Source organism: Enterobacter sp. SA187, assembly GCF_001888805.2.
Lineage (GTDB): Bacteria > Pseudomonadota > Gammaproteobacteria > Enterobacterales > Enterobacteriaceae > Enterobacter_D.
Genome location: NZ_CP019113.1, coordinates 2,131,349 through 2,151,047, shown reverse-complemented (window position 1 = coordinate 2,151,047; position 19,699 = coordinate 2,131,349). Strand labels below are relative to the sequence as shown.

The 19,699-nt window shown below is 54.6% G+C and carries 16 protein-coding genes; 10 read left to right on the top strand and 6 right to left on the bottom strand.

Annotated features, from left to right (window positions below):
* Position 1: 1 nt before the first annotated feature.
* The 3 genes from BMF08_RS10200 to BMF08_RS10190 form a co-directional block, all read right to left on the bottom strand.
* Positions 2-1,096, bottom strand: coding sequence for a DUF1615 domain-containing protein (locus tag BMF08_RS10200; protein WP_072567488.1), 1,095 nt, complete (start codon positions 1,094-1,096; stop codon positions 2-4).
* Positions 1,097-1,110: 14 nt separating this feature from the next.
* The gene (gene sbmA / locus BMF08_RS10195) at positions 1,111-2,331 is read right to left on the bottom strand and encodes a peptide antibiotic transporter SbmA (RefSeq protein ID WP_072567487.1); all 1,221 of its coding nucleotides are present in this window, start codon (positions 2,329-2,331) and stop codon (positions 1,111-1,113) included.
* Positions 2,332-2,414: 83 nt separating this feature from the next.
* A complete protein-coding gene (locus BMF08_RS10190) occupies positions 2,415-2,948 on the bottom strand; it encodes an isochorismatase family protein (protein ID WP_072567486.1) in 534 nt (177 codons plus the stop codon).
* Positions 2,949-3,153: 205 nt separating this feature from the next.
* Between BMF08_RS10190 and ampH the strand changes: the two genes are divergently transcribed.
* Positions 3,154-4,311 carry a D-alanyl-D-alanine-carboxypeptidase/endopeptidase AmpH gene (gene ampH / locus BMF08_RS10185; protein WP_072567485.1) on the top strand — a complete coding sequence of 386 codons (1,158 nt, stop codon included), beginning with the start codon at positions 3,154-3,156 and terminating at the stop codon, positions 4,309-4,311.
* A 14-nt stretch (positions 4,312-4,325) separates the two neighbouring features.
* Here the strand turns inward: ampH and BMF08_RS10180 are convergent, their stop codons facing one another.
* Both BMF08_RS10180 and BMF08_RS10175 read right to left on the bottom strand, forming a co-directional pair.
* A complete protein-coding gene (locus tag BMF08_RS10180) occupies positions 4,326-4,946 on the bottom strand; it encodes a helix-turn-helix domain-containing protein (RefSeq protein WP_072567484.1) in 621 nt (206 codons plus the stop codon).
* Between the two features lie 84 nt (positions 4,947-5,030).
* A complete protein-coding gene (locus tag BMF08_RS10175) occupies positions 5,031-8,003 on the bottom strand; it encodes an autotransporter outer membrane beta-barrel domain-containing protein (RefSeq protein WP_072567483.1) in 2,973 nt (990 codons plus the stop codon).
* Between the two features lie 475 nt (positions 8,004-8,478).
* On the opposite strand from BMF08_RS10175, the gene hemB reads away from it, so the two are divergent.
* The 9 genes from hemB to eutC all read left to right on the top strand — a co-directional run bounded on the left by hemB (position 8,479) and on the right by eutC (position 18,691).
* Complete coding sequence (hemB, locus tag BMF08_RS10170) at positions 8,479-9,450, top strand: porphobilinogen synthase (protein ID WP_072567482.1); 972 nt, start codon at positions 8,479-8,481, stop codon at positions 9,448-9,450.
* 136 nt (positions 9,451-9,586) lie between these two features.
* Positions 9,587-11,287: a lysophospholipid acyltransferase family protein gene (locus tag BMF08_RS10165; protein ID WP_072567481.1), complete on the top strand. Its 1,701-nt coding sequence runs from the start codon at positions 9,587-9,589 to the stop codon at positions 11,285-11,287.
* A gap of 482 nt (positions 11,288-11,769) precedes the next feature.
* Positions 11,770-12,435 (top strand): PIG-L deacetylase family protein, encoded by a 666-nt coding sequence (locus tag BMF08_RS10160; RefSeq protein ID WP_072567480.1) that lies wholly within the window; start codon positions 11,770-11,772, stop codon positions 12,433-12,435.
* 6 nt (positions 12,436-12,441) lie between these two features.
* Positions 12,442-13,638, top strand: coding sequence for a glycosyltransferase (locus tag BMF08_RS10155; RefSeq protein ID WP_072567479.1), 1,197 nt, complete (start codon positions 12,442-12,444; stop codon positions 13,636-13,638).
* Entirely contained in the window at positions 13,616-14,287 is a 672-nt protein-coding gene (locus tag BMF08_RS10150; RefSeq protein ID WP_083580891.1) for an acetyltransferase, read from the top strand. Before BMF08_RS10155 ends, BMF08_RS10150 begins: the two co-directional genes overlap by 23 nt.
* Positions 14,202-14,978, top strand: a complete 777-nt coding sequence (locus BMF08_RS10145; RefSeq protein WP_072567478.1) for a YaiO family outer membrane beta-barrel protein — start codon at positions 14,202-14,204, stop codon at positions 14,976-14,978. Before BMF08_RS10150 ends, BMF08_RS10145 begins: the two co-directional genes overlap by 86 nt.
* 162 nt (positions 14,979-15,140) lie before the next feature.
* Positions 15,141-16,520 (top strand): ethanolamine permease, encoded by a 1,380-nt coding sequence (eat, locus tag BMF08_RS10140; RefSeq protein ID WP_072567477.1) that lies wholly within the window; start codon positions 15,141-15,143, stop codon positions 16,518-16,520.
* Positions 16,521-16,529: 9 nt separating this feature from the next.
* Positions 16,530-17,918, top strand: coding sequence for an ethanolamine ammonia-lyase subunit EutB (locus BMF08_RS10135; RefSeq protein ID WP_072567476.1), 1,389 nt, complete (start codon positions 16,530-16,532; stop codon positions 17,916-17,918).
* Positions 17,915-18,691: an ethanolamine ammonia-lyase subunit EutC gene (gene eutC, locus BMF08_RS10130; RefSeq protein WP_072567475.1), complete on the top strand. Its 777-nt coding sequence runs from the start codon at positions 17,915-17,917 to the stop codon at positions 18,689-18,691. The genes BMF08_RS10135 and eutC overlap by 4 nt, the downstream gene beginning before the upstream one ends.
* Before the next feature lie 7 nt (positions 18,692-18,698).
* Here eutC and BMF08_RS10125 read toward each other — a convergent pair whose 3' ends face one another.
* Positions 18,699-19,595 carry a helix-turn-helix transcriptional regulator gene (locus BMF08_RS10125; RefSeq protein ID WP_072567474.1) on the bottom strand — a complete coding sequence of 299 codons (897 nt, stop codon included), beginning with the start codon at positions 19,593-19,595 and terminating at the stop codon, positions 18,699-18,701.
* Positions 19,596-19,699 lie beyond the last annotated feature (104 nt).

Here is a 19,699-nt window from a genome sequence, read left to right as displayed (position 1 = left end):
TTTATTTCTGTCCCATGCAGCGCGCCCGACGATCGTCCACACGCTTAGCAAACCAGGCGGTCGTCAGGTTGCGGGTGATTTTCGGGCTTTCCAGCTGAATGCCGGGCAACATCTCTTTCGGCTGCGCTTTCCCGCTTTTCTGCTCTGCTAAACGATACACTTCACGATAGAGCGCGGTCTTTTCAAACGCCAGACTGTCGCCCTTCTCCAGTTGCTGACGAATTTCACGCTCGCTCATATCCAGTTTTCCCGCAAGCTTACGCACTGCCAGCTCGGTTTTACCCGGTTCGCGCGTATCGTAACGGATCAGATCGCCATCCAGCGCCAGCTTCACGCCGCTGGCTTTGCTGACCGCATTCTGGAACGCGGCATTGCGGCTGGCGTACCATCCGGCATTAAAATCGGCGAAACGGTAAAGCGGCGCGGAGTAACTGGCGGGATAGTTAAGCAGGTGATAAGTCCCGAACCACAGACCGCCGCGGCGGGTGAACACTTCCTGGCGCACTGAGCCGTCCATCTTCCACGGGTAACCGCTGGCATGCTTTTCAGCAAAGTCGATGCTCACCTGCATCGGCCCGCCGGTGTGCACCGGATTCAGCGAACCAAAGAGCGTCTGACCCAGCGGCACGCGGTCAATAAGATCGTCGAAAATCGCGCTGAGCTGCTTTTCGGTCTTCACGTTATCAAGACGCTCGCTGTAGCTTTTGCCTGTGGTGGAGTTGATTTTCAGCGCGGTGTGCACAACAAACGAGGGAATGTGCAGCCGCGCGGCGCGCTTGTCGATCTCCTGCCAGGCGATTTTGCTCAGCCCCGGCACCGGGGGATCGGCCTGATAGTTAGACTCCTGCTGCGCCACCGCCAGCACCGAGCAGATATTTTCCAGCGTCGGTGCCAGCGACTGGCTTTCAAAGGTGGTTGCCAGGTCCTTCGCCCATGCGTCGCGATCTTTCACGCTGGCGGGCATTTTCGCCCGCACCACGCCTGCCACATCAACCGCCTTCTCCCCCTCTTTTAGCGGCGTCGCACGCTCTGTGCTACATCCGGCGAGGATAAGACCGGCCAGAATCGGGATAAAACGTGGTGCGATCAAAGACATACTCTTTCCCTGTATCAGCTCAGTGTGGTGACAACGTCCGGGGTTTCCTCGTTATCGAGGGTGCGCTCGAAGGTACGCAAACGCTTGTAGATAGACATTAGTTCCACCAGCGTTGTCCAGGAGTTGATCAGATACTGGAAGGAGCTGCGCACCTGGTCAAATACGTTGGTGATCTGCGTCATCAGTCCGAGCGTGATGGTACCGGCAACAATCGACGGGAACAGCAGGAAAAGGCCGAAAACGTTATCGATTTGCAGGTAAAAAATACGCGCGATATTGAAGTACATATAGTGAAAATAGAGGCGGAAATAGTTACGGCGCACCGCGGCAAACAGCTCGCGTACGGTAGGCGGATCGGCACGCTCCGGATCGTCCTCGCCATACACCAGCTCTTTACGGTAGGCCGCTTCCACGCGCTGATTTTTAAACTCCAGCCCCGGCAATTTGATACCCACCACCGCCAGCAGGCCGGTGCCCACCAGCGACCAGAGGATAGCCGCCACCACCAGACCATAGGGGATATGCCCGATAATGGGGAGCTCCGGCACGTGCGCCGACAGCGTCACCAGAATCGGCAGGAAAGCGATCAGCTTCATAATGGCGTTGAGGAAACTGACGCCCATGTCTTCCAGCGTGCTGGAGAAGCGCATGGTGTCTTCCTGCACACGCTGCGCGGCCCCTTCGATATGGCGTAAACGCTGCCAGTGCGCCATGTAATATTCGTTCATCGCCGTGCGCCAGCGGAACACATAGTGGCTGACGAAGAAGTTATTCAGCACCGCCACCAGCACCGCGATCAGCGCGATACCCAGGAAGACGCCGATTTCGCGATAGAACTGGCCCAGGGTAACTTTGTGCGGCGCGCTGAGCGCGGTCTGGATCAGATCGTAAAAAGGCGCGTACCAGGCGTTAATCGCCACGCTCACCTGCACCATAAACCAGGTGACGAAGATGATCAGTGCCGTGCCCAGAATCGACCAGTTCTGCCAGCGATGCGGCGCGGCTTTATACCAGAACAGCGCAAAAATCCCCACGCAGAGGGCGTAGTAAGCGTAAAAGACCAGATAGCCGCCCGACCAGAAGCGCGCAGCGCCAATCGGGACGTCATCAGACGCACCGGCAATGTGTTGTAGCCAGTCGCCCCCGCCTGCCTGCCAGAAAATTACGGCAATCAGCGCCCAAATAAATGCCGACAAAAAGAATGGTCCCGGCTTTGGGAAAAAAGACTTAAACATATCTGCTCCTGAAGCTTCTCATTTTTATAGCGAACAACGTGCTTAACGGATGAAATCCGCCTTTCAGACCAACCGGCGGTGGCTTAGTTCGCCTGCCACTCGCCAAGAATTGTTTCTGTGGATTTCACCTGCACCGGATTGCCGGGCATGATCAGCGTGCGCCAGACCTCATTGTGGTGAGCAATCAGCGACGCCGCGTCGACCGCGGCGCGATTCGCTGTGGTGTGAGCATCCTCTGCCACTGTGATCGCGTAACCGCGGCTGGCCCCGGCTTTGATCGTGGTATCGACGCAGTAATCTGTCGCACAGCCGCAAATCACAAATTCGCTAATGCCGTTATCTTCCAGCAGCTGCGCCAGTTCGGTTTTATAAAAAGCATCGCAGGCGGTTTTCGTCACATAGTTCGCCCGTTCTGGCTGAACAAGTTCGGGTAATAATGCGAAGCCTTCGCTGCCGGCTTCCAGACCACCCTCTTCGCAGTGCTGGATAAAAATCACCCTGTCTGCGGCTTGTGTCAGTTGGTTAATACGCATGACGCACTGCTCACGCTGCAAGCGCGGAGTGGCGAAAACACCGTTCTGCATATCCACAATCATGACTACCCGTTTGGCTGACATCGCTTTGCCCCTGAGAAAATTGCCGAAGTTTAGGAGGTTACCATAAGGCTGGCGTCACAGAAGCAGACATTAAAGGGCAAGAAAACCCGTCTGTTTACGCATCGTTACGTTTTAACCGCGAATAATGCCCTTTTCCGGGCTTTGCATCGGGCAGCTAAATAGTATAAATACGCATAATCTTCTTAATTCTTTGATGGATACTTTGTTGAAACGTTGTCTGCTTTTATCCGTGATGCTGGGCGTGCTGAGCTTCTCGTCGGCCAATGCCGCGCAACCCTCGCTCGATCCGGAATTTGCCTCTGATGTTGTCGATCGCTACGCAAACCATATTTATTACGGTAGCGGCGCCACCGGCATGGCGATGGTGGTGATCGATGGTAACCAGCGGGTGTTTCGAAGTTTTGGTGAAACCCGACCGGGCAGCAACGTCCATCCGCAGCTTGATTCCGTGATCCGCATCGCTTCGATTTCCAAGCTGATGACCAGCGAGATGCTGGTGAAACTGCTGGATCAGGGCGTGGTTAAACTTAACGATCCCCTGAGCAAGTATGCCCCGCCAGGCGCACGTGTTCCGACTTATAACGGCACGCCTATTACGCTGGTTAACCTTGCCACCCATACCAGCGCGTTACCGCGCGAACAGCCGGGCGGCGCGGCGCATCGTCCGGTATTTGTCTGGCCAACACGCGAGCAGCGCTGGAACTGGCTTTCTACCGCTAAGCTGAAAACCGCGCCGGGAGCGCAGGCAGCCTATTCAAACCTGGCTTTTGATCTGCTGGCGGATGCGTTGTCCACCGCAGCAGGCAAACCTTATCCGCAGCTTTTCGAAGAGCAAATTACCCGTCCGCTGGGTATGAAAGACACCACTTTTACGCCGTCGCCGGATCAGTGCAAGCGGTTGATGGTGGCGGAGAAAGGCGCGAGTCCCTGCAATAACACTCTGGCGGCCATAGGCAGCGGCGGCGTGTACTCGACGCCGGGCGATATGATGCGCTGGATGCAGCAGTTCCTCTCCTCCGATTTTTATGCGCGTAATAATCAGGCCGATCGGATGCAGACGCTGATCTATCAGCGCACGCAGCTTACGCGAGTGATCGGAATGGACGTCCCCGGCAAGGCTGATGCGCTCGGTCTTGGCTGGGTGTACATGTCGCCTAAAAATGGCCGTCCTGGGATCATTCAAAAAACCGGCGGTGGCGGCGGTTTTATTACCTATATGGCGATGGTGCCGAAAAACAATGTCGGCGTTTTTGTTGTGGTCACCCGTTCACCGCTGACGCGTTTTGTAAATATGAGCGACGGCGTAAACGACCTGGTCAGTGAGCTGAGTGGCCATAAGCCGGAAGTGATCCCGGCATCCTGAGCCGCTGCGCACGTTCAGTAATCCAGGGGCAGGCGGTTAATGCAGACCAGCTTGCCCTTCTCCATGCGAATATAATCACCCTGCCTCAGTGCCGCCAGCACCTCTGCAATGACCGAACGTGAAATCAGCGTGCGCCGCTGGATATAGGTCATAACGCCTATACGGGCGCGCAAAGCATCATCCCATTTCGCCATCGTCAGTAGCGTTGCACGTATTTGCGCATAGGAGCTGGTGCCAATCAGTTGCTGGTCGCGCGCTTCCAGCGCCCGGTTTTGCCAGGTCATCCAGTAGAAGGCGTCCCGCCAAAGCTGATGTTTATCCAGAAGTTGTAACGTGGTACTGGCAGGAAGATGATAGCCGCGACAGGATGTTTCAACATGCAGATGATAGTGTTCCTGCGTCGGCATTGCGCCGATACCGAGCCCAAAAATCCCCGGTGCGGCCACGACGCCAAGCAGCAACCGATTATTCTGACGTTCTAAAGAAATTGCCCCTTCAAGGAAAACGTAAGTACGCAGTTCATTACTCTCTTCCGGAACGATAACGCTGCCCTGGGCATATTCAAAGGGCGTTCCTGAAGGCATTAACCGATGATTCAGACGATGAAACTCGTCTACCGGTTGGCTGTTGATCATTTTTACTGTCTTTCCTTGCTGATAAACCCGCCAGTTGCCTGGCGGGCTTTATTACACAACAGGTGAACAAAAACGATACTGTTCTTACCAGGTATATTTCACACCAACATTCGCGCCCCAATCCTGCTCAACGTCGCCGCCGCCCAGGTAGGTTGCATCGCTGTAAGCGCTGAAGTTTTTGGTAAAGCTAAACTGGGTACCCAGTCCAACACGAACCGCTGAACCTTCAACACCATTGTCGATGTCGTCGTTATTAATTTCTGCACTGTTGTCGGCGTCGTCATACACCCACGCCAGTTTGAAGTACGGGGTCAGCGCCTGGTCGGCACCGTAATTGAAGGTGTAACCCGCATCGAAGCCCAGTTCATAACGCAGGCTGTCATAAGACTGACCGTCCATACGCATGTCGTTGCTCAGCTGATAGTCATCGCCCGACTGGAACAGACCATTGATGCTGGCATAAGGCGTCAGATAACCGGTGTTATCGAACTTAAAGTCATAACCCATTTTCAGACCGAAGCCCCAGGCGTCTGTTGAAGAATCACCATCAACATACTGGCCGTTGCTCATAGTGGCTGACAGGTCATTATTGAAACGGTTGTAACTTAATGAACCATCCAGGAAGACATCGTTGGCAAAGCGAGCGGAAGAATACAACCAGGCAGACTGACTGTCCTGATCAACCTGACCCGTTCTGTCGCTGATGTCGCCTTTTGCGAAGCCCGCCGCAGCACCGATGGTCCATTTAGCGTTGTTTCCTTCAACCAGGGAGTCAACACCCACCATGATACCGCTGGCATCCTGATCGTAAGCAATGGTGCCGTTATCGCCGTTGTAGCTGCCGCCAAAGTAGCTTACCCATGCCCCGCCGTTATCGGTCAGACCATGGCGGCCATTGGTCAGGCGAGCGCCTAACGTGTCCTGCTCAAGGTTCCAGATATTGGTATTGGCAGACGGAATGCTCAGCGCCATGTTGGCGTAATCGGTCAGCTCTTTCTGCTTGAGGATAACGGTATTGCCGTTCTGCTCAGCCTGATAGGTGTAAGCCCCCAGGTCGGCTTTGTTGGCAGCGGAGAAGGTAGCGTTACTGTTCTGGTCGTTAATGTAGATAAGTTCTTTATCTTTGTATTCGGCAACAGAACCGGCACCGGTGGCGTTATCGATACGCACTTTATAGTTACCGGTCGCAGCAATGACGTTGTCAATGGAGCTGTTATCCAGTTCATCGCCATTATTGATATCGCCGTTACCGTTAACGGTCAGGTGACCATCAGAATTCATGGCGATAGTACCGTAACCGTAGTTAGCCTGCGTTTTATCCCAGGTACGGTCGTTGACCAGATCCGCATTCAGTACATAATCGCTGCTGTGGATATTGAACACACCGGACACCACATCACCATGGTTATCCGCAACGTTACCGCTGGTCAGTTCCAGTTTATCGGTGCTGAAGACGCCGTTGTCATACTGATCGACATTAACATCTAATGCGCCGCCGTTTGTTACGGTGATGGTATTGGCGTACAGAGAGTAATCACCATAGTGAGTGACGTCATCATTCAGCGCAACGGTACTGAAGGTATTAATCGTCAGGTGATCGGTGTTTACCTGTCCATCTTCACCAATGTTCATTGATGAACCGTTGGTTAATACGATGGTATCTGAAGTTAAACCAGAGTCAGTTACGTTTACCTGAGAGCTATTATTTACTGCCAGGCTATCAATGACAGAACCATTAACGGTATCCCATTCAGAACCGTTATTTAAGGTTACATTAAACACGCCGCTCTGGAATACCTGATTGCTGACAACGCGTCCCCAGTCGTTGGCTTCAACGATAGCGCCCGGAGTAAGACTATTAGTCGCCACATCATACATTGTCGCTGGCGCAATATCGTCAGCATAAATGTTTGCTGAACCTACCCACTTGCTGCCGTTGTCCAGAGTAATGTTCAGCTCATCAACATTCTGTGCGTCGTCAACCCAGCCACCGTTAGTGTCCAGAATGCCGTCACCATTAGAATCATGACCCGTTGAATAGAAAAACTCGCCGTCATCATTCCAGTTACTGGTAAATTCAACATCGCCCAGCAGAGTAGAATGATTGAAATAGACGTTGTTCTTCATTGAGTAATGTGAAGCCGCGTTGTCTGTGAAAGACAGGGCTACGTCATTTGCACCGCCGTTGCCTGCGTAATCACTCGGCTCTTCAGAGTTTCCGAAATGACCACCAAACTCGCCGAAATTATCGTCCTCATACGATTCCAGCGGACTTTGCGAACCGGAAGTCACTGTGGAATTGGTCACGCTGATAGTGTTATCCCACTGGTGATATTCGGAGCCGTAATTCGTATTGGTGGTATCCCCCTGGCTCAACGCAATACCTGCAACGCGTGAGTTATCAGACATATTAATATTGCTTTCTACATCCAGATTAACGGCTACGCCGCGGGAGGTATAGAAAGACTCGTTCGTGGATTTCCCTGTCGTACCATCCAGATAAATGTCTGTAAAGTAAAGCGCTTCAGAGTCATCGTCAATGGTAGAATTGGCGACGTTCAGTGTAAATATATCGCCATCGTACCAGTTAGTATCAACGATGGTCGTGCCGTCGTTGAAAGAATACCCTTCATAGGTGCGAGGCAGGTAGTCGCCCGTGTCCGGGTCGGTGGAGGCAGGGGTTATACCATAATAACCAAACGGCAATTCTGAGGTAATGGAACCATGAATATTTGAGTTTGCGATGTTTACCGTATTATCTGAACCTGACACATAGTCATGATTTAAATAATAAGTTGAAATGGTGCCATTAACGGTATCACCGTTGAAGGATTGATCATAATCAGCGTTGGTGTTGTTATGATAAATAAAACCACTGTAAGTGACATAGTTGCCATCAGAACCTGGAGCATCCATGTTACCCCAGTCCAGTACAGTATAAGTATTGTCGTGATAGCCCCAGGTATTATAGGTTGCAGCATTTGCCTGAGAAGCGATTGCCAAAGTGCAGGCTAATGCTAGTTGAGATACAACGAGTTTCTTTTTCCAGGAGTGCATTTGTCATCCCTCCTCAGGGATTTAATTCGTTAGCTCGTAAAAATAGAACAGCAATAATATTGCCACCCCGGGAATTATGCGGTGGAGGGTTAGGAAAGTTCAACTAATCCGCTCATAAAGTACGAATCCAGACATAATAATCAGGCACGACAGCCAACATGTGAATTATCCTGTCAAAACAACTGGTTATACCAGCTTATTTTCATCAGGGGACGATTTTTTAAGATTAAAATCCAGATATACATTGATATCGGTGATTATTTAAAAATCGTCATTTAGCAAACCTATAATTATTTATAAAAATGAAAAACGTAGTTAGCAAATAAATATATGAATGCGAATTTATAGTGCAGTAAATATATTACGAGTTCACGTTACGCCAGTCTGCCACGGCGGTCTGTAAGGCCAGTTTGGTGAAACATCACGGTCAAATTGAGGTAAAATGCCATGGTGTCCCACCAACATCAGGCAAATCATGACCGACTTAATCACCCGCCCGCGCCGTCTGCGCAAATCACCCGCACTCCGCGCCATGTTTGAAGAGACAACACTGAGCCTTAACGACCTGGTGTTACCAATTTTTGTTGAAGAAGAACTTGCCGACTACAAGGCCATCGATGCCATGCCGGGCGTGATGCGCATACCGGAGAAGTTTCTCGCCCGCGAAATTGAACGCATTGCGAAGGCCGGGATCCGCTCGGTGATGACCTTCGGCATATCACACCACACTGATGCCACCGGCAGCGATGCCTGGAAAGAAGACGGTCTGGTGGCGCGTATGTCGCGGATCGCAAAAGATGCCGTGCCGGAAATGATCGTGATGTCCGACACCTGTTTTTGTGAATACACCTCCCACGGCCACTGCGGTGTGCTTTGCGAGCACGGTGTCGATAACGACGCAACCCTCATCAATCTTGGCAAGCAGGCGGTAGTCGCCGCGGCCGCCGGCGCTGATTTTATCGCCCCGTCCGCCGCGATGGATGGTCAGGTACAGGCGATACGTCAGGCGCTTGATGCGGCTGGCTTCAACGATACCGCCATCATGTCCTACTCCACCAAATTCGCCTCTTCGTTTTACGGCCCGTTTCGCGAAGCCGCCGGTACCGCGCTGAAAGGCGATCGTAAAACCTATCAGATGAACCCCATGAACCGTCGTGAAGCGATCCGCGAATCCCTGCTCGACGAAGCCCAGGGCGCAGACTGCCTGATGGTGAAACCGGCTGGCGCCTATCTGGACATTCTGCGCGATATTCGTGAACGCACGCAGCTGCCGCTTGGCGCATACCAGGTAAGTGGCGAGTACGCGATGATCAAATTCGCCGCTCAGGCGGGCGCGATTGATGAAGATAAAGTGATCCTCGAAAGCCTGGGCGCGATCAAACGCGCCGGCGCAGATCTGATCTTCAGTTACTTCGCGCTGGATCTGGCGGAACGCAAGATCCTCTAATCAACAGGGCGGGGGTATCCCGCCTTTTTTATGCCTTTTATATTCCCGCTTAACGATTTTATTTATTCATACCGCTGAAATGTAAACGTCATCATGCCCTTCTACTGTCTGCATCAGGACGGGAGGAGGAGCCAACATGTTTAGCCTCGATAATGTACTCGACGACCTCTGGCCGCAGGCCAGACCGGCGCCCTGGCAAAAAAATGCGTTGCGACGTCTGTTCTATGAAGAAGAGTTTCAGCAATTCGCCGCCCGGCATCGTCATCTGAAAGGGCTGGAGATGGTCGAGCAGGTGCTTGAACACTTACAGATCCGCTGCACCATTTCCGCTCACGACCTTGAACAAATCCCCGAACATGGCCCGCTGGTGATCGTCGCCAACCACCCTACCGGTACGCTTGACGGCCTGGCCCTGCTGTATGCCGTCTCCCGCGTGCGCCGCGATGTAAAAGTGGTCACCAATCGCATGCTGAGCCATCTGGAGCCGCTGAGCTCGTTGTTTATTCCGGTCGATAATCTGGGCGGGCGCACGCGAAAAGCCTCGCTGCAACAGATGGAAAATCAGTTACAGGATGGCGGCGTGCTGATCTTCTTTCCGGCGGGGGAAGTGTCGCGCCTGACCCGCAGCGGCATACGCGATCGCAGCTGGCAGGCGGGTTTTGTCAAAATGGCGGCGAAATTCCGCGCTCCGCTGCTGCCGGTGCATATCCGTGCCCACAACAGCGCGCTGTTTTACGCCAGTACGCTGATTTCCCGCACGCTGCCGTTGCTGCTGCTAATGCAACAGATGTTCCGCCGTCGCAACAGCAGCCTGCCGATCAACATCGGCCAGCGCATTCCCTGGGATAGCTGGTACAGTCCGCAAAGCGCCTCGCGGGAGATGGCCGAAAAATGCCGTCAGCACCTGATGCATTTAAGCAAAAACCAGCCCGGCATCTTGCGAACCGAGTGCGCCATTGCCCGTCCGGAAGATCGTCTCACCCTGAAGCGGGCGCTGGGCAAAGCCGAATGCCTGGGGCAAACCGCGGACGGAAAAACCATCTATTTATGGCAGCGCAACGGCGAAGAAGATGCGCCGATCCTGCGCGAACTGGGCCGCCTGCGTGAGATCGCCTTTCGCGCGGTGGGCGAAGGCAGCGGTAAACGCCGTGACACGGATCGCTACGATGATGACTATCTGCATCTGATCCTGTGGGATGAAGCGGATCTGGAAGTGGTTGGCGCATACCGTTTTAAGCCTGCTGCCAGCGCCCTTAACGCACAGGGCATCGAAGGGCTTTACAGCCACAGCCTGTTCCATTACGACGACAAAATGGCCGATATTCTGCAACAGGGCATCGAACTGGGGCGCAGTTTTATTCAGCCGCGCTACTGGGGACGCCGGGGTCTGGACTATTTATGGTCCGGTATCGGGGCGTATCTGGCGCGTTTTCCGCAGTATCGCTATCTGTTTGGACCGGTTTCCATTTCCGGCGGTCTGCCTCCCGCCGCGCGGGATTTGCTGGTGGCCTTTTACCGCCTGTGGTTCCCGCCTGCGCACCCCTTCGCCGCCTCGCGCCGCCCTTATCCTGCCAGTCTGCCGGATGTGCTGGCACAGTTTACCGGCGAAGATTACACCTCCGATCTTACGCGCCTGAAATCCCTGCTCGGCAATCTGGGCTGCGGCATTCCCCCGCTGTACAAACAGTATTCCGAGCTGTGCGAGCCGGGCGGCGTGCAGTTTATTGATTTCGGCAGCGATCCCGATTTTAACCACTGCGTGGACGGGCTGGTGCTGGTGGATCTCACCTATCTTAAAACCAATCGCTACGAGCGCTACATTGGGGTGCACCGTTAAACCTGCAGCGTCTTCCCGCCGGGAAAGACGCCATTTTTCGGTTAATGGTGTGACATTTTTTTCATTTCACCGGTGAATGTTTACAAAATTAATTTTCCCTCATACTTTGGCTTAAGAGAGGGTTGATGCCATTCACTTAATAAAACAATCCCTTTTTCGTGAATAGCGCATCATTTTTATCTAAATAGAATCCTAAAAATTGTGAAAAAGAGCGCAGGGATATATTTACCAGACAATTAATAAATCTTGTTAAAAGATGCACTAAAACATAATGATTGACACTTACCCTACCCCAAATTAATATCGTTAACGTTCTCAACTTCTAATTTTATTCAAGATAAAATCATGCCTGTTGTTTATAAGATGCAAACTATCGACAAAGGACATTTTACTACGTTCAGAAACACAATAGCCCGCGCACCCGCACCATTATAAAAACAACAAAAAAACTACAATAAAGGATGACTATTGTGGATAGTAAAATGCACGTCGGTATTTCTGATCATTTTATACAAAACCGTAAACCTGGTATTCTGGCAATTGGCGCGCACCCGGATGATATTGAACTTGGCTGCGGTGCGACCCTGGCTAATCTTGCTGCAAAAGGCTTTCACATTACCGCTATTATTCTTACTGCGGGTAATGCCGGTTGCCCTGCGGGAATAAGCCGTCATGATGAATCCCGGCTGGCGCTGAACACGCTGGGCTGTCAGGATTTATTTCCGTTTCATTATCAGGATACCCGCACCGATCATTATCTGGATGCCATTATCAACAGCATCGGTGAAGTGATAAAAGCACAGGAAGACGCTGGTATCAGGTTTGTGCGTACTTACACCATGCACGACAAAGACCGCCATCAGGACCACCGCGCAACCTATCAGGCCTCGATGGTCGCCTGTCGCACCATACCGCAAATATTGTGTTATGAAACGCCAAGCTGTCGTCTGTCTTTTATTCCGCAAGCCTTTGAAGAGTTTGATGAGAAGGCGCTGACGAATAAAATTGCCGCCCTTAAATTTCATCAAAGCCAGAAACATCGCGATTATATGCAGCCTGAGTCCATAAGAGCGCTGGCTCAATTTCGTGGTTTACAGGCAGGCATGAATTTGTGCGAAGGTTTCGTTGTGCAAAAAATGATTTTGTGAGAAAAAATGAAAACTATCATTTTTATTATGATGAGTATCACTATCCTTTGCTGGATCCTGCTGCGCTTAAATAAAAAACCCAGCCGGCGATATGGTGAAGTGGATGCCATTATTCCCGCCTATAACGAAGGCCCCTGCCTCGCCCAGTCACTGGATAATCTGCTGCGTAATCCTTATTTCCGCACGGTCATTTGCGTCAATGATGGCTCAACCGATAATACAGAAGCCGTAATGGCGCAGGTGAAAAAAAAATGGGGCGACCGTTTTATAGCCGTGACGCAAAAAAATACCGGTAAAGGCGGCGCGCTGATGAATGGTCTGCAATACGCCACCTGCGATCAGGTTTTTCTGAGCGATGCCGACACCTGGGTGCCCTACGATCAGGACGGGATCGGCTACATGCTGGCGGAAATTGACAGCGGCGCGGATGCCGTTGGCGGTATCCCATCAACCCACCTTCAGGGTGCAGGCATTCTTCCCCATATTCGCGCCACGGTAAAGCTGCCGATGATCGTCATGAAACGCACCTTACAGCAGTTTCTCGGCGGCGCGCCCTTCATCATCAGCGGGGCCTGCGGCATGTTCCGTACCCGGGTACTGCGTAAATATGGCTTTTCCGATCGCACCAAAGTTGAAGATCTCGATCTCTCCTGGACGCTGATCGCCAACGGTTATTGCATCCGCCAGGCCAATCGCTGCGTGGTTTACCCCCAGGAGTGCAATACCTTTCGGGATGAGTGGAAACGCTGGCGACGCTGGATTGTGGGTTACGCCGTCTGCATGCGTTTGCATAAATCGCTGATCTTAAGCCGCTTCGGCATATTTTCAATCCTGCCCATGGTGCTGGTGGTGATTTACGGCGTCATGACCTACGCGATGGTCTGGACGTGGAGCATCATTACGCACGGGCCCATAGGGATTGTGGAGTCTGTCTTCCCGCTGATCTGGGTGGGGATCGTCTGTGTGATCGGCACCTTCAGCGCCTGGTATCATCGCTGCTGGCTATTAATTCCGCTGGCACCTCTCTCTGTGTTTTACGTATTACTGGCCTACGCCATATGGATGGTTTATGGAATTATTGCCTTTTTCACTGGACGTGAACCTCAGCGCGACAAACCCACCCGTTATGCTGCCGTGGTGGAAACGCCGCCCGCTTCAACCGGCAAACCTGTCGCCGCTGATGATCAGCTATCTCAGGCTTGAGCCTTCGGCAACCGCTCCTGTGGAGATTGCCCCGACGGCGCTGATCGACGAAAGCGCGGGGGAAGTCCGCATCGGCCAGGGCACAAAAATTTGCCACGGCGCGGTGATCCAGGGGCCCGCGGTGATAGGCGCTCATTGCCTGATCGGCAACTACGCCTTTATTCGTCCCGGCAGCGTGCTGAGCAACAATGTCAGGGTGGGCTTCGCCACTGAAATCAAAAACGCGGTCATTGAAAAGAACGTCGCCATTGGGCCGCAATGTTTTATTGCCGACTCGGCGATCGGGCAGGACGCCTATCTGGGGGCGCAGGTACGCACCAGCAACCACCGGCTTGATGGCAAAACCGTCAGCGTCGATATAGCAGGAGAGCGGATCGACACCGGCTGTGAAAAGCTCGGCGCCTGGATTGGCCGGGGTGCGCGGCTGGGCATCCAGGTGATCATTTTGCCGGGACGCATAATCGCGCCGGATACCCTGCTGGGGCCGCGTATTCTGGTGGAGAAAAATCTGCCATCCGGCCGCTACAGCCTGAAACAGGAAATCATTCATAAGGAGATGACAGATGAGGCGAATTGCGCTGGCAATAACGGCAACCCTGATGTGCGCGCCGTTGCACGCGGAGCTCACCAGCCTGACCGCCGGCTATGATTTTAACGACTATTCCGGCTCCCATGGTTCGCGGAATATGCTGTTTGCTGAAATCAAAAATACGCTGGATAAGGGCGCGCTGGTGGTTAATCTCAGCGAAGGGGAGCGGGAATACGCGGCCGGTGAGCGCTATCACAGCGTGCGGGGCCGCGCGTCCCTCTGGCATCGCTGGAATGACAGGCTGTCCACCCGCAGCAGCATCGCGCTGGCAGAAGATACGCCCGTTTTCGCCCGCCAGGATCTCCAGCAGGATGTAACGCTCAAAGTGCTTAAACCACTGCTGGTCACGGGAGGCTATCGCACTGCCCGGTATTATGGCGGCGTCGATGTGGACGCCTGGTCCGCAGGGTTAACGTATTACGCGGGGCCGACCATCACCAACTGGCGTTATACCTGGTACGACTCACACGGCGCCGGGGACAGCTACAGTCATGTGGTGTCGCTGAAACTCAACGACGCCGCTGGCAAAGGCAGCACCCAGATGTGGTTTGCCTGGGGCAGCGGTGCCTATAACTATGACTGGGCGCCGGAGAGCTACACCGGCACCACGCAAAGCGTCAGCCTGCGCCGCGTACAGCCTCTGAATGCGCACTGGGTGCTGGGCATTACCCTCGGCAAGCAGTGGTACGATATGCCGCTGGAAAACTATACTGGCGTCAATGCGGCGCTTGATCTCACCTGGATATTTTAATCGCCCTTTCACTACGCCGGAGCAAACTGCACCGTCATAACGTTCATGACGGTGCAGTGGGTGTTCACCTTTACGCTATCCACATGAAAATGATGAGGTTTATTTCTGGCATCGCCTTTGCAACGCCTTTTCCGACTGGGTTTAATGGCGAGGCACTTCACGATGAACACAGAAACAACCACCTTAAAAAGAACGCTCGGCAGCTTCCGTCTGTGGGGCATTGCTGTTGGACTGGTGATTTCAGGGGAATATTTCGGCTGGAGCTACGGCTGGTCGCAGGCGGGCACGCTCGGGTTTTTGATTGTCGCCCTGCTGATCGCCGCCATGTACTGCGCCTTTATTTTTAGCTTTACGGAGCTTACCACCGCCATTCCTCATGCCGGTGGGCCTTTTGCGTATGCGTATCGCGCCTTCGGGCCGACCGGCGGGTTTATTGCCGGATTCGCCACGCTGATAGAATTCGTGTTTGCGCCACCGGCGATCGCCATGGCGATTGGCGCCTACCTCAACGTTCAGTTCCCGTCGCTCGATCCAAAATGGGTGGCCTGCGGCGCTTACGTCATCTTTATGACGCTGAACATTATGGGCGTCGGCATCGCCGCCACCTTTGAGCTGATCGTCACCCTGCTGGCGATTTTCGAACTGCTGGTGTTTATGGGCGTGGTTGCGCCTGGCTTCTCATGGGACAACTTTACCGCCCACGGCTGGGCTGGCGCGGAAAGCTTCAGCAGCCTGGCGCTGCCGGGGATGTTTGCCGCAATCCCCTTTGCCATCTGGTTTTTCCTCGCCATCGAAGGCGCATCCATGGCGGCCGAAGAAGCCAAAGATCCCCAGCGCACCATTCCCCGCGCGCTGGGCGGCGGTATTCTGACGCTCACCGTGCTGGCAGTCGGCGTGATGATATTTGCCGGCGGCGTCGGCGACTGGCGCGCCCTGTCGAACATTAACGATCCGCTGCCGCAGGCGATGAAAGCGGTGGTCGGCAGCAGCAGTGGCTGGCTGCACATGCTGGTGTGGCTCGGGCTGTTTGGCCTGGTGGCGTCATTTCACGGCATCATCATGGGCTATTCCCGCCAGATCTACTCTCTGGCCAGGGCGGGTTACTTACCGGCGCGGCTCGCCACCCTTAACCGCCGCACCCGCACGCCTCATCTGGCGATCCTCGCGGGCGGCGTGGTGGGGATCGCGGCGATCTTCTCCGATTCGCTCATCACCATCAGCGGTATGCCGCTTACCGCCTGCATTGTGACGATGTCGGTATTTGGCGCTATTGTTATGTATATCACTTCCATGGCCGCGCTGTTCAAACTGCGCCGCAGCGAACCCCGGCTGATCCGGCCATTTCGCGCGCCGCTGTTCCCGTATGCGCCAGCCTTCGCGCTCGCAATGGCGGTGCTCTGTCTGGTGGCGATGGTCTGGTATAACCCGCTGCTGGCGCTGATTTTTGCCGCCATGATGCTCGCGGGTTATCTGTGGTTTCGCAAAACCGCGTCGGCCCGCGAGCAGGCGGCGCTGGATCCGCAATTGCGGGCGCTCTCCTGAGGAGACACCATGTATAAAACCACTCTGGCGCACCGGACCTACCGCTTCGCCAGCCTGAAAGATCTGCTGGCGAAAGCGTCCCCGGCGCGCTCCGGGGATGTGCTGGCGGGTGTCAGCGCAGAGTCTGCGGAAGAGCGCATGGCGGCAAAAATGGCGCTGGCGGAGGTGCCGCTGCGTAACATCCTTGCGGATCCGCTTATCCCCTACGAGCAGGACGAAGTCACCCGGCTGATTATCGATACCCATGACCAGGAAGCATTTCGCGACATCAGTCACCTGACGGTGGGAGATTTTCGCGACTGGCTACTGGAGGACAGTACCGACACGCAGACATTAAGCCGCGTCGCCCGCGCCATCACGCCGGAAATGGCGGCGGCCGTCAGCAAAATTATGCGCAACCAGGATCTGATCCTCGCCGCCAGTAAATGCCGGGTGATCACTCGTTTTCGCAACACCATCGGTCTGCCGGGGCACCTTAGCGTGCGCCTGCAACCGAATCACCCCACGGACGATTTAAAAGGCAATGCCGCCAGTATGCTCGACGGCCTGCTGTACGGCGCGGGTGACGCGGTAGTGGGAATTAATCCCGCCAGCGACAGCCTGCCGGTGCTGGAGCGACTGAATCATATGATGGCGGATATCATTGACCGCTTTGCGATCCCCACCCAGTCCTGCGTGCTGACGCACGTCACCAACACGCTGCAACTGATCGAACGCGGCGCGCCTGTCGATCTGGTATTTCAGTCGGTGGCAGGCACCGAAGCGGCGAACAGCGGTTTTGGCATCAATCTGGCGTTGCTGCGCGAGGCGCAGGAGGCGGCGCTGAGTCTTGGACGGGGTACGCTCGGCAGTAACCTGATGTATTTTGAAACCGGCCAGGGCAGTTGCCTGTCGGCGGGAGCGCATCACGGCGTCGATCAGCAAACCTGCGAAGCGCGGGCCTACGCGGTGGCGCGGCATTTTGATCCCCTGCTGGTGAATACCGTGGTGGGCTTTATTGGCCCGGAATATCTCTATGACGGCAAACAGATCATCCGCGCCGGGCTGGAAGATCACTTCTGCGGCAAACTGATGGGACTGCCGATTGGCTGCGACGTCTGCTACACCAACCATGCCGAGGCGGATCAGGATGATATGGATACCCTGCTGACGCTGCTGTGCAACGCCGGGCTGACCTTCCTGATTGGCGTGCCGGGCGCGGATGACATCATGCTCAATTATCAGAGCACCTCCTTTCACGATGCGCTCTACGCCCGGCGTCTGCTCGGCCTGAAACATGCCCCGGAGTTCGGCGAATGGCTGACCCGCATGCAGATCATCGACAATAGCGGCCAGCTGCGCTTAACCGGTGCCAGTCACCCGTTGCTCAGCATTCTGCCGCAGGGAGCGACAGTATGAAAAATCCCGATGCCTGGTCACTGTTGCGGGAATTTACCGATGCGCGTATCGCCCTCGGCCGCAGCGGGGCCAGCCTGCCAACCCGCGAGGTACTGAATTTTGGTCTCGCCCATGCGCAGGCGCGCGACGCCATCCACCAGCCCTTTGACAGCCGCTCGCTGGAAAACGAATTAGCGGCGCTCGGCCTGCAAACCCTGACCGTTCACAGCGCGGCGGCGGATCGGCATATTTATTTAAATCGCCCGGATCTGGGCCGCAAATTGAGTGAGGAAAGCCGTGACGCACTGCGTGATCATCCCGTTGCCGCACACGATCTGCTGCTGGTGATTGGCGACGGGCTCTCGTCCCATGCGGTGCATCGCCAGGCGGTGCCGCTGATCGCCGCCCTGCTGCCGTATCTGCACACGCTAGGATTGTCCCTCGCGCCTGTGGTGCTGGCGCATCAGTCACGGGTCGCGCTGGGGGATGACATCGGCGAAACGCTGAACAGCAAGGCGGTGGCGATTTTGATTGGCGAGCGCCCCGGCCTGTCGTCGCCGGACAGCCTGGGCGTTTACCTGACGTGGAAACCGGGCCGCACGCGGCTGGAGTCGGAGCGCAACTGCATTTCCAATATCCGTCCGGAAGGGCTGTGCCACGACGCGGCGGCGTTTAAGCTGGCATGGCTGCTGGAGCAGGCGTTTTTACGCCGTCTGACCGGCGTAAAACTAAAGGATGAAAGCGATAATCCGGCGCTGCACGGCCTGGTGAAGCCGCGCGTGCCGCTGACCTGAAACGCGTTTACGCCGTCAGCCAGCTTTTGATCTCCGCTTCCATTTCGCTTTGCAGTGATGCAGGTGCGAGGATCTTCAGGTGCGGGATCCAGTACTGCACCACCGGCAGGATCTCTTTTTTATGCGCCACCTGAGTGGTGACGATCAGGCCGCCATCGGCGGTGTGCTGTTCGATCACCTGCTCGTTGAGCAGATCCCGGCGCTGGAAATACTCCGCCACCTCCGGCGCCACGCTGAGCGTCACGCTGAACTTATCTTCCACGCCCCACACGCTCGGTTCCTGACGCATTTTTGCCAGTAGTTCTCCATCCGGCTCAAAGGTTTCAAAGGTACAATCCAGCGCGGTGATCTTGGTTAAGGTGAAGTTTTTCATGCGGTTTTCATGACGCGCCGCCAGGTACCAGATGCCGTTCAGATTGGTGAGCTGATAAGGCTCCACCGCATAACGGCGCTCCTCGTTACGACGCAGGTAGCGGAAGTTGACGCAGCAGTGCTCGTCAATGGCGCGCTGTAAACGGGAAAAGTGAACGGCCTGAAGTTCGCTGTCAATATAGCGATGCCCGTGTACCGTGATGGTCTGACTGGCGGTGGCCGAATGCATGGATGACAGCATGCGCTTATTAAAGCCCGGAAACAGTTCGCTGACGCCCGCCAGCCGCGCAAAGAGATCGATGCTGTTGGCATCGAAGCGTCCCAGCAGTCCGGGCGCAATTTTGTAACCGCCGCGTTCCGCCTGTGGCTCAATATCCAGAAAACTCAGGCGTTCGAGAATATCGCGCTTAATGGTGCGCGGATGCACGCCATACTCTTCCGCCAGTTGGTTTACGTACAGCGTCTCGCCATTATTAAAACGCCCGAGAATTTCCCCAAGACGCGTAGCCAGCAGTTGGTGTTTATTTTCCATAATGCGGATCCTTGCCAGACATTAAATATAACCCTGCAAAGCATAACGGCATTATCGGGCGGATCTTTAGGGTTAAGGCGCAGATAAATCAACAGGATGGAAAA

What these genes read in the sequence shown, in the direction of transcription:
- BMF08_RS10180 (WP_072567484.1), bottom strand. Translation starts at nt 4,946, where the DNA reads ATGATCAACAGCCAACCGGTAGACGAGTTTCATCGTCTGAATCATCGG.
- BMF08_RS10160 (WP_072567480.1), top strand. Translation starts at nt 11,770, where the DNA reads ATGCACGTCGGTATTTCTGATCATTTTATACAAAACCGTAAACCTGGT.
- BMF08_RS10125 (WP_072567474.1), bottom strand. Translation starts at nt 19,595, where the DNA reads ATGGAAAATAAACACCAACTGCTGGCTACGCGTCTTGGGGAAATTCTC.
- hemB (WP_072567482.1), top strand. Translation starts at nt 8,479, where the DNA reads ATGACCGACTTAATCACCCGCCCGCGCCGTCTGCGCAAATCACCCGCA.
- BMF08_RS10175 (WP_072567483.1), bottom strand. Translation starts at nt 8,003, where the DNA reads ATGCACTCCTGGAAAAAGAAACTCGTTGTATCTCAACTAGCATTAGCC.
- BMF08_RS10165 (WP_072567481.1), top strand. Translation starts at nt 9,587, where the DNA reads ATGTTTAGCCTCGATAATGTACTCGACGACCTCTGGCCGCAGGCCAGA.
- BMF08_RS10155 (WP_072567479.1), top strand. Translation starts at nt 12,442, where the DNA reads ATGAAAACTATCATTTTTATTATGATGAGTATCACTATCCTTTGCTGG.
- BMF08_RS10135 (WP_072567476.1), top strand. Translation starts at nt 16,530, where the DNA reads ATGTATAAAACCACTCTGGCGCACCGGACCTACCGCTTCGCCAGCCTG.
- BMF08_RS10150 (WP_083580891.1), top strand. Translation starts at nt 13,616, where the DNA reads ATGATCAGCTATCTCAGGCTTGAGCCTTCGGCAACCGCTCCTGTGGAG.
- BMF08_RS10145 (WP_072567478.1), top strand. Translation starts at nt 14,202, where the DNA reads ATGAGGCGAATTGCGCTGGCAATAACGGCAACCCTGATGTGCGCGCCG.
- BMF08_RS10190 (WP_072567486.1), bottom strand. Translation starts at nt 2,948, where the DNA reads ATGTCAGCCAAACGGGTAGTCATGATTGTGGATATGCAGAACGGTGTT.
- eutC (WP_072567475.1), top strand. Translation starts at nt 17,915, where the DNA reads ATGAAAAATCCCGATGCCTGGTCACTGTTGCGGGAATTTACCGATGCG.
- eat (WP_072567477.1), top strand. Translation starts at nt 15,141, where the DNA reads ATGAACACAGAAACAACCACCTTAAAAAGAACGCTCGGCAGCTTCCGT.
- sbmA (WP_072567487.1), bottom strand. Translation starts at nt 2,331, where the DNA reads ATGTTTAAGTCTTTTTTCCCAAAGCCGGGACCATTCTTTTTGTCGGCA.
- BMF08_RS10200 (WP_072567488.1), bottom strand. Translation starts at nt 1,096, where the DNA reads ATGTCTTTGATCGCACCACGTTTTATCCCGATTCTGGCCGGTCTTATC.